The 15,491-nt window shown below is 54.9% G+C and carries 10 protein-coding genes; 3 read left to right on the top strand and 7 right to left on the bottom strand.

From position 1 onward, the window contains the following. Positions 1-32: 32 nt before the first annotated feature. From BXP70_RS12090 to BXP70_RS12075, 4 genes are all read right to left on the bottom strand, one after another. Positions 33-1,457, bottom strand: coding sequence for an alpha-L-fucosidase (locus tag BXP70_RS12090; RefSeq protein WP_086594335.1), 1,425 nt, complete (start codon positions 1,455-1,457; stop codon positions 33-35). A 107-nt stretch (positions 1,458-1,564) separates the two neighbouring features. Beyond that, positions 1,565-4,192 carry a DUF5686 and carboxypeptidase regulatory-like domain-containing protein gene (locus BXP70_RS12085; protein ID WP_143436474.1) on the bottom strand — a complete coding sequence of 876 codons (2,628 nt, stop codon included), beginning with the start codon at positions 4,190-4,192 and terminating at the stop codon, positions 1,565-1,567. A 341-nt stretch (positions 4,193-4,533) separates the two neighbouring features. Beyond that, on the bottom strand, positions 4,534-5,523 hold the full coding sequence (locus BXP70_RS12080; protein WP_086594333.1) for a ferritin-like domain-containing protein: 990 nt from the start codon (positions 5,521-5,523) through the stop codon (positions 4,534-4,536). A gap of 43 nt (positions 5,524-5,566) precedes the next feature. Continuing rightward, a complete protein-coding gene (locus BXP70_RS12075; protein ID WP_245849616.1) occupies positions 5,567-6,307 on the bottom strand; it encodes a ferritin-like domain-containing protein in 741 nt (246 codons plus the stop codon). A gap of 330 nt (positions 6,308-6,637) precedes the next feature. On the opposite strand from BXP70_RS12075, the gene BXP70_RS12070 reads away from it, so the two are divergent. Beyond that, positions 6,638-7,135 carry a regulatory protein RecX gene (locus BXP70_RS12070; protein ID WP_086594331.1) on the top strand — a complete coding sequence of 166 codons (498 nt, stop codon included), beginning with the start codon at positions 6,638-6,640 and terminating at the stop codon, positions 7,133-7,135. Position 7,136: 1 nt separating this feature from the next. On the opposite strand, the gene BXP70_RS12065 is transcribed toward BXP70_RS12070, so the two are convergent. The 3 genes from BXP70_RS12065 to BXP70_RS12055 all read right to left on the bottom strand — a co-directional run bounded on the left by BXP70_RS12065 (position 7,137) and on the right by BXP70_RS12055 (position 11,461). After that, positions 7,137-7,772: a DUF4230 domain-containing protein gene (locus tag BXP70_RS12065; RefSeq protein ID WP_086594330.1), complete on the bottom strand. Its 636-nt coding sequence runs from the start codon at positions 7,770-7,772 to the stop codon at positions 7,137-7,139. Positions 7,773-7,905: 133 nt separating this feature from the next. Continuing rightward, the gene (locus tag BXP70_RS12060) at positions 7,906-8,838 is read right to left on the bottom strand and encodes a 1-aminocyclopropane-1-carboxylate deaminase/D-cysteine desulfhydrase (RefSeq protein ID WP_317044466.1); all 933 of its coding nucleotides are present in this window, start codon (positions 8,836-8,838) and stop codon (positions 7,906-7,908) included. A gap of 70 nt (positions 8,839-8,908) precedes the next feature. Beyond that, on the bottom strand, positions 8,909-11,461 hold the full coding sequence (locus BXP70_RS12055) for a YfhO family protein (RefSeq protein ID WP_086594329.1): 2,553 nt from the start codon (positions 11,459-11,461) through the stop codon (positions 8,909-8,911). Between the two features lie 340 nt (positions 11,462-11,801). Here BXP70_RS12055 and BXP70_RS12050 point away from each other — a divergent pair, with 340 nt between their 5' ends. Next, on the top strand, positions 11,802-12,698 hold the full coding sequence (locus BXP70_RS12050; RefSeq protein WP_086594328.1) for a DUF6089 family protein: 897 nt from the start codon (positions 11,802-11,804) through the stop codon (positions 12,696-12,698). 249 nt (positions 12,699-12,947) lie between these two features. Beyond that, a complete protein-coding gene (locus BXP70_RS12045) occupies positions 12,948-15,443 on the top strand; it encodes a bifunctional UDP-N-acetylmuramoyl-tripeptide:D-alanyl-D-alanine ligase/alanine racemase (protein WP_086594327.1) in 2,496 nt (831 codons plus the stop codon). Positions 15,444-15,491 lie beyond the last annotated feature (48 nt).

The raw sequence follows: 15,491 nt of genomic DNA, 5'->3' as shown, positions 1-15,491 counted from the left end.
GCCTCAAGAAAAGCTCGAGCTACTAACCACGGTTACGGCATAGCGTTCTGTATTTTGAACACGTACGCGAACGGGGAAGGGATCTGCGCTGGGGTAAGGGCAGGTGGCTGAATGGTAAGCTGGCCTTTGCGACGAGTATACTTGACGGGCACTTGGCTACCTAGCAGCGTCACTGTCAGGTTGCTTGTGGCACGGAGGCCGTCCACCACAAAGGGCGTCGTGGGCCAACTTGTGGCTAGCACGTACACGTCGCGGCCTTTGGCGGTATAATAGCGCGTCTTCGGCTGCTGACTCGGTGCTTGGGCTGGCGCCCAAGCTGTCGTGCCATAAATAGCTTCTCCGTTGATGGCCAGCCACTTTCCGATATCCACGAGCCGCTCTTGCATGAGCACAGGAATGGTACCGTCGGCGGCTGGTCCGATGTTGAGCAGTAGGTTGCCGCCCCGACTAACGATGTCGATAAGTTGATGCACGAGTTGAGCGGAGGAGCTGTAGTCTTCTAGGTTTTCGGCGCGGTTAAAGCCGTAGGATTGCCCCATGCCGCGGCTTTCCTCCCACGGATGTTGCGTCCCTACTTTGTCGTTGTCGCTGGCGTACTCACTGGTGTAGTAGCCACCATGCTGCCCCCGAGTTCCTTGGCCCCAACGGTCATTCACCACGACTTCCTCCTTATTAGGCGCGTGATTATACAACCAGGCCAGAAACGCAGGGCTTTTCCAGTACGTGGCCGTTCGGTCCCACTCGCCATCGGCAAAAAGTAGCGCGGGCTGGTAGCGGTTTACTAGCTCTTTCAATTGCCACAGCGAGTTCTGCTCCACATACGCCGAGTCGGGAATCCGGTACTTGTTGATGTCAGCCAGCGGTAAATAGTAGCCGCTAGGTCGGCTTGGAGTGCTCGTGCTTTCCCACTCCATCAACGAGTAATAGAACCCCATCTTAAGCCCTCGGGCGCGTACCGCCTGGGCTAGCTCGCCAACTAAGTCGCGCTTGGGGCCAACCGCGCCACTATTCCACTGCTGCTTGTAGGGTGCGGTGGTAGGCCACAGGCAGTAGCCGTCATGGTGCTTGGTTGTGAGCACCACATAGCGGGCGCCAGCGCGGACAAACAAGTCTGCCCAGCGCACGGGGTCGAATAGCTCGGCCCGAAACAGCGGCCCAAAGTCGCGGTACGTGAAGGTGGGCCCGTAGTTTTTATTGTGGAAGCTCTGACGCAGCGCGGGGTTGCCATACATATCGGCCCCGTACCACTCGGCGTAGGTTTCGTACATCCGAGGACTAACGGGCCGGTAAGCTGGCACCGAATACACGCCCCAGTGAATAAAAATGCCAAACTTAGCGTCAGTAAACCACTGCGGTACGGGGCGCTGGTCGAGCGAGGACCAGGTAGGCTCGTAGGAGGGTTGGGCCTGCGCCCGTAGTCCGGCGGCTAAACCAGCCAGTAACAGCAGCCGACTCATACAGTGTGTAAACAACATGCGGTACCAGCTTACGGGGACTTGGCAAAGCTAAGATTTCTCCTCATACGGCTTGAGCACCCGCCGCAAACGGCGCTTATGGGCGAACCCTAGAAGCCTAGACCAACTCGGAAGCCAGAATCCAACTTGCGCCCAGACTGCAAAGCCGTATAAAAATCGACGCGCAGCAAGGTGAAGATGTGTTCAATACCGACCCCTAGCTCCACGTAATGACCAGCAACGGGGGTATGCAAGTAATTGAACGAAGCCACTTCCTGCCACTTTAGGCGACGCAGCAACGGAATATTGTTCAGGAAAAAGCCGTTGAAATGGTGATTATAGTGCGCTTCCACGTACCGTTGCCGCGTGCTGAATCGGTAATAGTCGAGCAGTTGAAACTGAGCAAAATTGCTGGCAAATAGCGTTTGGTTGCCGGAGAAGTGGCGGTAATCCATGAAGGACAGTCGGGACTGCCCGAGGAAGCCACCAACGGCCACGTTGTAACTACCATTGCCCAGCAACCCCATGCTGATGTTCTGATTTAAGCCCGCGGCAAGCAGGGCGTACCGTACGTCGGAGCCGAATACGTCGGGAATGCCTTGGCGGTATGTAAAGCGAAGCGTCGGGTACTTAGAGCGGAAATTATACTTACCTGTGGGGCGCGTTATGTAGCGCTGACCAGGTGTGAACGAGCTAGTTAGCTCAAACGCAAGCGCCTGGTTCCGGCCAAAGCTGGTAGTAGGCGCCTCGTCGTTTAGGGGCTGATTAGGAGTAAAAGCTCGGCCCGAAACATCGCGCAGCAAATCGATGGTGGCATTTTGTAATTCGCGGCGGTCATAATAGCTGAGGTTGCCTTGCAGCGTCAACCCATTAACAACTTCGCGGCTGTAGCCAACTGTAGCCCCATCGCGACGGTAGTACTTGGCGTAGTTGCGGTTATCGAGCAGCGTATACACCGTGTTGATGAATGGCGTGAGCTGGCTGGCACGGTCGAAATTCTCGATGGTGCGACCGGCGCTAAACGTCACGCGTGCTAGCTTCACCGGATCGTGCTGCCAGCTAGCTACCAAGCTAGGGCTGAGTAGCTTATTCGCAAAGCCGTAGCGCACAGTAGGTGTAATGGAAAACGTACGCCGATCGTCCGTATCCTTGGTGTACGTGGCGTGCGGATTAGCGACAATGCCCTCTACTGTGTTGTATTGTAGGATGTTAAAGATGGGCGCCACGTACCACTGCTGCTTGCGGAAGGTGTTGGAGTAGGTATAACCACCTAGCAGTAGCTTTTGGGGCTCAAATACATTGCGCTTGCGGTCCAGCGAATCTTGGTAGGCGCGCGAGTTGCGGATAGTTTCAGTGCTGTCTTTTACATGGTAATCTACCTTTTCCTCGGCCGTAAGCGGAATGGGACGTACTTCGGTCCAGTAGCTGGAGTCGCGCTCATTCACGCCTTTGTCCACCCGCATCACCTCGCCCCGCCGCAAGCCAATGGCGTTGCTGCTCAGGCTGTCTTGCTCGGCGCGCCGAATGCCTTTGCGCACTTGCTTGGCCAAACCACGCAAGCTAGGTTTGGGCTTCTTCACGTCTGCTACGGGCTCGGCAGCAATAGCAGGAGCAGTAGGCTGCGTAGCGGGAGCAGCTGGCGCGGCCGTAGGGGCCGGCCGATTAGGAAAGGTAGGTGTCACTTGGTAGTTCGAGAGCACCGCTGTGATGTAGCCATTGCCTTTAAAACCTAGGCCCGAAAGCGCCAGTGTGGCTTTCTGCGATTGCATCACCCATACGTCGGAGGGGCCTGGAGCAGGGGCGAAGATTTGCTCCAAGTGAAAGCTATCTAGGTAATCAAGCTGGGCATCTTTGGTGAGGTCGAGGGCCAGTGAGTGCAGCCGCCAGGTGCCGTCTACGATGTAGATATAACCAGAAAAAACGGGGTCAGTGCGCCGGCGCGGAATCACCCGAATTTTGTGCACCAGTACGCCACCTTGTTGGCTGCTACCCGTGAGCTCAAACTTATAGTAAAACAGGGCGTTGGCCGCAATCGGCGACACAAAGCGCCGTTCCGAAAATCCACTGTTGACTACGTTGTTATAAAAGTTTAGGTCGCGGGCCGAACCCGCCCGGTTGAAGCTGATGCCTCGGGAGTCGCCGCTCACACGCGACGAAATCATCCGCTCTCGTATCACATTTGGCTGCTGAAACGTCATTTCCGACACCGATTCTGATAAATAGAAAATGCCGGGCTTCAGGTCAGGACCTACTTTCACCAAACCCAAGATCTTGCCGGGCACATCGGTGAGCCGACCTAGGGCTTTGATGTACACGCGGGCTTTGAAGGCAGCTACTTCGCGCTGGTGGTAGCGGCGCCACTGAATAGCTTGTTGCACAATGGCATACGCCGGGTCGCGGTCGGTGGCGCGCACCACTACTTCGTTCAGCTGGTAGCTTTCGGGCTTCAAGGCTACGTTGAGCACGGTGGCCGTGTCGCCGCCCGCTACTTGCACCGTTTCGGTGTGCGGCCGGTACCCTACGTATTGAAACACCAACTCGTACCGGCCTGGGCTGAGGCGGAGCTGGTAGTTGCCCTGCTCGTTGGTGGCGGTGCTAGAGGATGTAGCGCGCACGGCCACGTTCGCGAAAGCCAGGCCTTCGCCATCAGGGTTCGTGATCCGGCCCCGTACGATACCGGCCTGCGCCGTCGAGGCAGCTAGCAACAGTAGAAAATAGAGTAAGCAAATACGCGGCATACGGATAATAAAATAAACGAACTCAAGCTTCGTGAAGGTAAAGAGAAACAGCAAGCTGATGTTTGCTAACCTAAGTGCTTTCTGGTGGGTAAAGGCCCCTTTTTTCTGAGAATTGCCTACCGAAAGGCCCTGCGATAGAAGCACAACGTTAGAACCTAGGTTCTGAGTCTTGGTGAGTTGTTTGGGAGCACGCTCGTTGCATAGGTTTCTTGAGAAAAATAGTGTAGGCGCTCAACACACGCGTCGCCTAGGTAAGGCTTGTTACTCACCTTATGTAGATGCTACGCAAACAAAAAAGGCAGCCCACGGGCTGCCTTTTTTGTTTGTGCAACTAGCGACTCTTAGGTGAACAGTGTAGAGCTAGCCGCAACGAAGTTGCGCGCAATGGTTTTAACAGTAGCCGCATCCAGGGGCTCATCAAACGCTTCGGAGGCGGCAGCATCGTTGATGCCGCTATCAGTGGTGATGGTCCGACCGGCTTGGGCTATGTTGTTTTCAGCTGGATAATCGGTGGCTGGAGCGCCAGCGCCGTAAATAGGCGTTGTGGAAACCGAAGTGGTCGGTGAAGCGCCGCCGTTGTCGGTGCCGGAAATCCAGCTTTTGGGAGCCGTGTTGAGTGAGCCAACCGTAGCTTGTGCCGCAGGCGGACCATCTACGCCCGCTGCTTTGCCACGTCGCAGCGTGCGCAAGTGCGATGAGTGCCGGGCTTCTACGGAGTGAATATTTAAAGCAGCCTCTAGTAGATCTTTGTTGTTGAACAAAACAGGCGCGCCACCTTTATAAGCCCGCACGCCTGTATCAACGAATGACTGCGCCACTCTATAAAAGGTAGCAGAGCTAGTGAATACGTCAGCGAATGGACCTTTGAAGCCACCTTTGCCGCCGCTGTAGTCAAAAACAGCACGCGCTGGCTCCGGAATAGCCGCCGGACCTAGGGCGGCCCGTAGGGTTTTGATGTGGCCTTCCTCGTCGTTGCGAATCAGGACGATGCCTTGGCGCTCACTGGTAGCTGCGGCGGGAGTCGTCGTAAATAAAGAAGCACTAGTAGGCAAACCGTAAGTGGGGCGGTTCAGGGCCGTATCGTAGAAGTAGAACTCTAAGTACTCTAGGCTCAGAGCTAGGTTCAGCACGTTTACCACATCGGCAGGCAGCGTGGTGGTTTGTCCGTAGGCTTTGCTGAATAGGCCACTTACCAGCCCTGGCATTGCGGCAGCCGTCAGCTTTTTGCCCATGGTGCCAAAGTGCTTGAACACGCGCCGACGCGCGTCGAAACGCTCGTAGACTTCGGGGTCTACTTTTTCGATATCAGAAAGGAGTTGAAAAAAATCCATAGAAAACGGAGTGTAGGGAAGACAAGAAACCGGAGCGACCTAGCTAGACGAACTTGCTGACGTTGAGCTTCGAGCCCTCTTTCAAGTATTGATTAACAGCGTTGACCACAAGCGCCGGGCGCATCGACTTTTCCAAGCCAGAGCCCGCACCAGCTCCGATAGCGCCACCTGTGAGCGGCGTGTACAGATCCACGACATCCGCGGCAACGAATGCATTGAAGGTGATAATATCGCGGATGAGGGCTGCGTGCCTAGCTTCCACCGACACGATTTTGCCAGCTAACGGCAAGTAAGTGGGGGTTTCGAGGTAGCGGGCGGCCCCATTGTAAGCAGCAACGCCTGTGTCTTCGAACGTCTTAGCCGTGCCGAGCACAATGGCTCGATCATCAAAGTTGATCGTGGAAAAGTCTGGCTCCAAATCCTTAATGGCATTAGAGCCCAGCGCGTTCCGGAACAAATCGACGTGAGCTTTCTCATGGACTAGCAAGTCGTCCAGAATTTGTTTTTCGGCGCTGGTAGGTGCTAGTCCCTTGTAGTAAGCGCCACCCTGAACCTGCGAGTAAAAGGCGTACTCCAACTGCTCTAGGGCGTAGGCGTAGTTGAGCACCCCTAGGTCGCCACTGCCTACGTCCACGAAGGCGCTGTTGTTGGAGCTCTCATCGTCGTCGTCGCAGCCCGTTAGTAGCAAGCCGGTTAGGGCTAGGCCAGCACCTGAGTAGCGTAAAAAGTTGCGTCGCTGGATGGAATGAGTGGGTAAAGGGGTAGTCGTATGATCAGAATTCAACGCTGAAGGTGGTTGTTGGCTCATTGCTAGCTAGGCGTAAATTGAGTGGGAAAGCAGAATGCTAGGATGAGGACAATGTAGCCGAGCGATTTAGAAATATACACCTGTACTCACCTGCTTAGTTTAGTGAAATAAGCAGACCTAGGCTGAGGCTTTTACTACGCAAGAACTCGCCTCGCCTTGCTAGCGCTGAATAATGGTCGCGCGCAGGTACCACAGGCCTCACCCCAATAGCTGCGCAGCGCGTAGCTTGCTAAAAGGGAACGAAACGGCGACCAGCAACGTCGTTTCTTTGCTACTCATTACACCTCAGAACGCACGTCGCGGACGATGAATCAACCTCCCAAAAAATTCTATACCCCGCCCGAAGCGCTGCAAAAAATAGCTGCTTTTTGCGCTTATCAGGACCGCAACCAGAAAGAAGTAGAGGAGAAGCTGCGCAGCTATGGCCTCGACGAAGACGAAGCAGGCGAAATTATCATTCGGCTGAGTCGGGAGAAGCTGCTCGACGAGGAGCGCTACGCGAAGAGTTTTGTACGGGGAAAGTACCGGCTCAAGAAGTGGGGGCGTCGGCGCATTGTGCAGGACCTCAAGTTCAAGGGCATTTCGGAGTACTGCATCAAACAGGGCTTAAAAGAAATCGACGGCGACGAGTACTACCAAAACTTGGTGGAGCTGCTGGAGAAAAAAGATCGGCAGGAAAAGGAGAAGAACCCGCGTGCCCGGCGTCAGAAACTCCAGCTCTTTCTCACGGCCAAAGGCTACGAAGCTGACCTCATCAAGATAGCCCTCGACGACCTAGGCAAAGTGCCTGAGGAAGAAGACTAACCTAGCGCTTCGCGGGTAGTTGGGGCGGGGTCATTTGGCGCGTCAGGACCACACGCCGTCCGGTCATTGTTTCGAGCATCGGCCGCAGGATTTGCTGGGCATTTTGTTCTGTTTGGGCCAATATGCCTGATTGCAGCGCCGCTCGGCGCACATTTTTCTCGGCGTACTTGTAGCTTTCGTCGACTAAGGCTGCATCCTGAAAAAAGCCGTTTTCCACGCTATACACGCGGCTTTGCCGGTGGTCGACTTGCCAAGTGCAGAGCTCGGCAGCGGGTAATGCAATGCGCATGACAGAGTCGCCTTCAAAGACCACGTCTTGCTCCCGAACTTTGCGTAAGTCCAGGCAGCCGATGGCGTCGCCGGCTACGATGAGGGCTACTTTAGAATCAGGTAAAAAGCGGTAGGTACTTTTCTTGTACTCCACAATGTCCTTGAAATGATAGCGCACCAGCTCCAGCCGACCTAGCCCTTCTATTTTGGTCAGCACAGTGTTGTGGCTTACGGTAATACGTGGTTCAGCCCGTAGCGGGTTATCCAGCTCAGATAGAGTAGGTTGTATTTTCTTCCAAAGAAACCAACCTAGCCCAACCAGAAAAAGCAGGGGCAACAGGCGACGTAGCAAGCGAGCAAGGGGCATACATAAAGCAGGAATAGACCTGTATTGGGCAAGTACGAACCGGAACAAAGTTTGGCTAAACTCAACCTTACTGCTGTGCCGCACGAGTTGTAAGTAGAAGCAAGCTAGAGCAAGTGCATTCCATAGGGCTTGGCTAGGGAAGCACTGGCCACCAATTACTTCGGGTCTCATAGCGCTGCCGAAAGCCCTGCCAGCCTTGCAAACCGCCGGTGTGCACTGCTACTACCGTGCTACCAGCGGCAAAGTAGCCCTGTTCGATCAACGTCAAAACGCCAAACAGCAGCTTGCTCGTGTACAGCGGGTCTAGCAGCACGCCGTGCCTCGCCTGGAACTGGCGGATGAACAGTAGAAGCTCCGGCGAGAAGCTAGCATAGCCCCCAAAATGATAGTCAGTCTGCAACGACCAATTGGAGTAGAGGGTGCCCGTGGCTGCCTGAGTCAGAGCATCAATATCTTGCTGCAAAAAGCTACCTCCTTTTAGCACGGCGATGCCTACTGCATGGCGGGTGCCGGCGAGGCCAGTGAGCAAGCCGGCTAGTGTGCCGCCAGTGCCGCAAGCCACACAAAGCGCATCGAAATTAGTTTGGGTAGCTAGCTCAGTCACTAGTTCCGCGCAGCCAGGTAGAGCTAAGGTGTTGGAGCCACCTTCGGGCACTACGTAGGCCGGTCCGGTTGCGCGTTGTAGCGTCGCGAGGAAGGCGGGCTCCTGCTTGCGGCGGTACGCGTCGCGGTCGAGGTAGCGCAGCTCCATGCCATCGGCGGCAGCTTGGGCTAGGGTAGAGTTAAGCGGCGAATGTTCTTCCCCGCGCACTACCCCAATCGTACGGAAGCCATAAAGCCGGCCGGTGGCGGCCACGGCTGCCAAGTGATTAGAGTAAGCGCCGCCAAACGTGAGCAACGTGGTATGACCTTGCGCACGAGCCGCTAACAAGTTGTACTTGAGTTTACGCCACTTATTGCCGGGTAGCTCAGGGTGCGCTAGGTCGTCGCGCAGGAGAAGCAGCCGAACGCCACGCTGGCGGGCAACGGGTTCAGCTAGTTCTTGCAAAAGGGGAGGAGGCATCATAAAAAAGCTGCCTGCCATCCTGCGCTGGGCACAGAATAGCAGGCAGATGAAAGCTAGGTTTCAGGCTTGGTTACGCTGCCAGCTTAACTTCTTCCGCTTGCACCGGCTCAGGCTTGCGCTTAGCTGCATAATATAAGGCAGCAAGAAGCGCCAATATCAGCACCACAGAAGAAACCAGCGACACGGTATTTCCCACGGCGTATTCCTTCGGCTCAAATTTGAAGTCGATGGTGTGTTGGCCAGTCGGCACAGGCAACGCGCGCAGCACATAGTCGGCGCGCATATGCGGCGTCAGCTTCCCATCGATGTAGGCATTCCAGCCATCTTGGTAGAAGATTTCGGAGAACACCACGAAGCCATCCTGAGCGGCGTCGACTTGGTACTTTAGCTCATCGGGCGCGTAGTTGCTGAGGCGCACTGTGGAGCCGGCCACGTTGTAGGTGGTTTTAGCAACCGGAAACTTCGAGGCATCAACAACGGCTGTTGTAGCCGGGTTGAGTTTACTCAGCGCAGCCATTTCCTGATCTGGGCTTTGTACCTTCTCAATTTCGCTCACAAACCACGCATTGCCAAGCGCGCCGGGGTTACGCTGCACCGGCTGCTTCGGGTCGCCGGTGATGATATAGCGCGTGTTGAGCATGTTCAGCACCTGCGTATTGTTGTTGGCAATTTGCCGGTCAATTAGGTCTTGGTAGCGTCGCAGCTTGGCGCCGTGGTAGCCCCCAATGCTTTTGTGAAAATAGGAGGTGTTGGCTTCGTTGAACGGATTCTGGATGTTCAGCACCCGGTAGCTCAGGTCTTTATCCTGCAAGATTTGCTCATCGGCCGGGGTAGGCACAAATTGCTGCGCTACCGTTTCCCGCTGAAAATTTGCTTCGTTGAGGTAACGTTTGTCCACGCCCCATAAGTCTACCAAGGTTAGCACGCCAATAAGCAGCACTGTTGTGGTAGCTGTCAGCTTGCGCAACAAAAAGGCATAGAGTGCCCCTGCGGCTAGCAGGATGAAGACCAATGAGCGGAATACATCGGTGTGCATGAGGCTAGCCCGGTCTTGGCGCAACGCATCCAGGGGGAAGCCTTGCTGCTGCATCTGCGCATCTACAGGGCCAGCAAAGTCAGCCCCTAGACCAGCCAAAAACGCCAGTACGCAAATACCTGCTACAATACCCACAGCGTAGAGAAGTTTGCGCTTAAGGTCCACCATTTCAGGCGAGTCGGCGGGCTTAGCTGTCAGAGCTGGGTATCCGACAGTAGTCGTAGCGAGTGGTTGCGCACGCAAGACACGCGCCAGCGCCAGCACCGCCAGCAGCGGCATGGCTAGCTGCGCAATAACGAGCGCCATTGACACCGAGCGAAACTTGTTGTAGCCGGGGAAATAGTCAAACATCAAGTAGTTGAACGTCTCGAAATTTTTGCCCCAAGCTAGCACGATGGACAGGATCGTACCAATCAGCAGCCAGTTGCGCGTACGACGGTCGGCTACAAACAACCCGAGCACAAACAGCAGGCACACCACCGCCCCCATGTAAACGGGTCCGCTCGTGGAGGGCTGCGCCCCCCAATACAGCGGTAGCTGCGCTAGGAAGTCGCGCAGTTGTACGGGTGGCACCCCAAGTGAAGCTAGTGCTTTTGCTGTTTCCGACGTCTCGCTTAGCTTTCCCTGTGAAGCCCCACCGTAATAGTTAGGAATGAGCAGGGTAATGGATTCGCCCACACCGTAGCTCCAGCCGAACGCATAATCTCGGTCGAGGCCAGAACCACCAACGGCATCGTCGCCGGCGGGTTGGGGCGTAGCACCAGGCGCCGTAGGCGGCGGAGTCTTCAGCTCGGAGCGGCCCCGAATCGAATACTTGCCATATTCCAGCGTAGTGTAAAGGCGGCCAAAACTCACGCCTACTGCCAGCAGTGCCGCTACCGCCAATAGCACCGCACGTCCGAAGAATTCAGGCAAGCGCTTGGCCCGTACCGCCGCAACCAGTTCCACGATACCAAAAATCAAGACGAGCAGCAACAAATAGTAGGTTATTTGCAGGTGGTTAGACCGCACGTTCATGGTGAGCCCCAAGGCAAAAAGCGCTGCCCCTAGCCACCTATTGCGCCGGAACGTGACCAGCAGCCCGCCGAGTACCAGTGGGGCATACGCCAGTGCCAACGACTTCGTGTTGTGGCCAGCAGCTAGGATAATGAGATTATAACTCGTAAAACCTAGAGCTATTGCTCCCACGGCCGCTACCAACGGCTGCAAGCCAAGCGCCACAAACAAGATGTAACCGCATAGCAGCGTCAGAAAGAGATTGGCCACTACCGCCGGCAGCCCTAGGGTGAACGCCTTATGTAAATACCCCGACAGATCGCCCGGAAAGCGCGTGCTGATGAGGTAAGTAGGCATGCCCGAGAACATCGAGTTAGTCCACAGGGCTTCCTTGCCCGTAGCGTCACGATATTGAGCGGCTTCGTGCGCGCCGCCATTGAACTGCACAATATCGTGCTGCGCAAGTGTCTTACCCTCAAACAAGATGGGCGAAAAGTACACGGCAGCTAGCACCAAAAAGAATACCACCGCAAGCAGGTGGGGCAACGCCCGCCGCCAGAGGGGCGCGGGAGCAGAAGTAACAGTAGTCATTGAGCGCAATGAGGTTCAGAAAGCAGCCCGAAGATAGTAGAATGGGCCGGGAGTGAAGGTAAGAAGAGTAGGCATATCTGGATAGGCGGTGCTCTTACCGTAACAGGCCTAAGATTCCGTTCGCGTGAGGCAGAAGCACTTCTTTACATTAAGCACCGTAAGTAACGCTCTGACAAGATGCTACTTATCAGATTAGCTTCTGAAATGGTGTGTTAAGGTTGGGCAATCGGCAATGTTTTTGTATTTAGATTAATCTATATAGGCTTGGCTTTGGGAAGGCGAACAGCAGAGTTTTGCCGCCAAATAAAACAACAGCCTAACTATCTACCCCAGCTGCTTTATGATCAAACGCTACTCAACCTTTTTATTGGCGTTGCCTTTCCTTACCCTAGCTGCCTCATCTTTGCAGGCGCAAAACTACAGCAAGCACGACCGCTACCGGAGTGTCGGACTTAGCCTGAATGGCTTGAGTTATTTCGGAGATGTAACGCCCAACAATGGTATGAGCGGCTTGCGGCTTGGCTCCACCCGGCCGGGCGTAGCCCTGAGTGTTACCCAACGCTTCACGGAGCGCATTTCGGCACGGGCAGCTCTATCCTATGGGCGCATCACGGGACAAGATACCAAAGCTATCGATGACCACGACGCTGGCGCTCAGATGCGTTATGCGCGGAATATCAACTTTCGCAACGATCTGGTAGAACTCTCGGCCACTGGCGTTTTCGATTTGATTGAAAATTGGAATGACTACCTGCGCCGGCCTGACTTCGTACCTTACGTGTTTGCTGGGGTTGCCGTTTTTCACCATAACCCAAAAGGCTTGGTAGAAGGAGGCACAGTTCCCGAAGGGCTAGATCAGGGTAGCTACCTCGCTTTGCAGCCGCTACATACGGAGGGACAGAACACCGGCTACCGGCGTACGCAGTTTGCGCTACCCTTTGGCGGCGGCGTACGCTACCGCCTCAACAAGGACCTAGATCTAGGGTTAGAAGTGGGCTGGCGCAAAACCTTCACCGACTACTTAGATGACGTGAGCGGCACCTACACCGAAGTTAATAACCTTGCCAGCCCCGAAGCGCTGTATTTCGGTCATGATATCACCCGTAATGACGCGAATAGTGTGGCTCTACCTGGTCAGGCACGCGGTAATGGGCAACGCCATGATTGGTACATGGTAACGGGCGTAACGGTGCAGTACGTTGTGCCGCAGTTCAAAAATGCCTTTAAGCTTCGCTAAGGTTTTTGACATCTGCGCAATTCAATCATAAGCCGCCGCTTCCAACAATAATGCACAAGAGGCTCAAGCATAGTTGAGGCTCTTGTGCATTATTGTTGGAAGCGGCGGCTATCAAATAGAGTCGTAGTAGTTGGCACTGCGTAACCATTAGGCTATGGCACCAAGCGCAAGTAGGCTGCTGAACCGTGCAGTAGCAAACCTAGCATAAGACGCAACAGTTCTACCTTTGTCGTAGTTGTTACTGGTTCTATGCTTACTTTTTCCGACCTACCAGCCCTTACCGGCGGTAATTTGCTGCAAGCCGACTCTACGGGCGTTGCCATTCATCAACTTTTACTCGATAGTCGTCGGGTAGGCCAACCCGGGGGCGCTTTATTCTTTGCCATCCGTGGTGCTCAGCACAATGGGCATCGGTACCTAGCCGATTTATATCGGCGGGGAGTGCGTCTGTTCGTAATAGACCGGGTGGAAGAAGTGCTTGGCGGAATCGAGTCTTACCCAGAAGCTAGCTTTTTACTGGTCGCCGACAGTCTAGCAGCCCTGCAGACAGTAGCGGCGCAACACCGGCGCCAGTTCCGTATCCCGGTGGTTGGGATTACGGGCTCCAACGGGAAGACCATTGTAAAAGAGTGGCTGGCGCAGCTCCTGAGCCCCGATGAGCTGATTTGCAAAAGCCCGCGCAGTTACAATTCTCAAGTGGGGGTGCCCTTAAGCGTGTGGGAATTGAATAGCACGCATACGCTTGGCATCTTTGAAGCGGGTATTTCGGAGCGTGGCGAAATGGCTCGTTTGGCGCGAGTAATCCAGCCTACCCTAGGTGTTTTCACAAACCTAGGTACCGCCCACGATGCTGGTTTCACTTCCCCTCAAGAAAAAGTGGCGGAGAAGATGCAACTCTTTACGCAAGTAGATACTCTGTTCTATTGTCGCGACCAAGAGGCCGTGCACCTAGCTGCTCGCGAACTACTTCCCGAGCACCGTACGTTTACGTGGAGCCGTTTCCACCCGCACGATGCCCATGTGGCTGTAAACATAGCCGAAGCTAGCGCCGACCGCACGGTGGTACATATTGCTATTGCGAAGCCACTGCCGCAAGAGCACACCTTTACTTTGCCATTTGCGGATGAGCCTTCGGTAGAGAATGCCCTCCATTGCCTTGCTGTCTTGTTGTGGCGGCAAGTACCGGCGGCGGAAATTCAACGGCGCCTTGATCGCCTCGTGCCAGTTGCAATGCGTCTGGAAATGAAGCAGGCGCTCAACGACTGCTACGTACTTGATGACACGTACAACAACGACCTTGCTGGCCTAGCCCTGGCGCTCGACGCACTTACTCGCCAGCCCCGGCGTGGTCGTCGTACGCTTATTTTGTCTGACGTGCTAGAATCAGGCTTGCCCGCGCCTGAGCTGTATGCGCGCGTCGCAGCCCAACTAGCAGTTCATAAAGTGGAGCGGTTGATTGGCGTTGGCCCAGAAATCAGTCAGCATCAAGCACTGTTTAATGGTGTCGAGCGGGCCTTCTTCGCTACGACGGAAGACTTTTTGGCCAACTTCCACCCCGATCAATTTCAACACGAAATTCTGCTGGTGAAGGGCGCTCGCCGGTTTGGCTTTGAACGTATTGTGGCCGCTTTTCAGCAGAAGATTCACGGTACAGTGCTGGAAGTGAACCTTGATGCTTTGGTGCACAACCTAAATTATTACCGCGTCCGCTTGGCTCCTGATACCAAGCTGATGGTGATGGTAAAAGCGTTTGCTTACGGTAGTGGTAGCTATGAGGTAGCCAATCTGTTGCAGTTTCACCGCGTCGATTACCTAGCCGTGGCCTATGCCGACGAAGGAGTAGAGCTGCGCCAGCATGGCATTAGTCTGCCCATCATGGTGATGAACCCCTCACCCGATAGTTTTCAGAAGATGCAGCAGTATCATCTGGAGCCGGAGATTTACTCATTTGAGCGGCTCCGTGAATACCTGCGCGCCGCTCATGACCACCCACTGCCTGCCATTCACCTCAAGCTCGATACAGGGATGCGGCGCCTAGGTTTCGCGGAAGAAGATGTGGCCGAGCTAGGGGTTGTATTGCAAGAAAATGCCTCGCGCTTACGAGTAGCAAGTATGCTCACGCACCTAGCCGGCGCCGACGAAGCGCAGCACAACGACTTCTCTCGTCAGCAGCTAGCTGCTTTCCAACGCATGGCACCGCTCTTGGAAACCGCGTTAGGGTATACCGTGCTGAAGCATGCCCTGAATTCTGCGGGCATTTTGCGCTTTCCCGAAGCTCATTTTGACATGGTGAGGTTAGGAATTGGGCTCTATGGTGTAGAAGCCACTGGCGAGAACCAGGGTGCTTTGCGACCTGTGAGTAGCTTGCGTACCACCATCTCGCAGATCAAGAAGCTTCCAGCTGGCGAAACGGTTGGCTATGGCCGTCGGGGGCAGGCGGTTGATCATGAGCGCCGTATCGCCACCATTGCCATCGGCTACGCCGACGGTTATGATCGTCGCTTTAGTAATGGCGTGGGAATAGTAGCGGTACGAGGACAACGAGCGCCCATCGTCGGCAATATTTGCATGGATATGTGTATGATCGACGTGACAGCTATTTCCGAAACACAAGCCGGTGATTTCGTCACTATTTTCGGGGAGCAAGTGCCATTGACGGAGCTAGCCCAGCGCATAGGTACAATACCGTATGAGCTGCTAACCAGTGTAAGCGAACGGGTGAAAAGAGTGTTTTTTGCCGAATAAGCAATACTGTGAGAGCCTTCCTATTTCAATGCTGATCCAGCCTTGGTG

Origin of the sequence: Hymenobacter crusticola (assembly GCF_002154225.1) — a bacterium.
Lineage (GTDB): Bacteria > Bacteroidota > Bacteroidia > Cytophagales > Hymenobacteraceae > Hymenobacter > Hymenobacter crusticola.
Note: the sequence above shows the minus strand (reverse complement) of the source record. Positions and strands in the feature narration are given on the sequence as shown.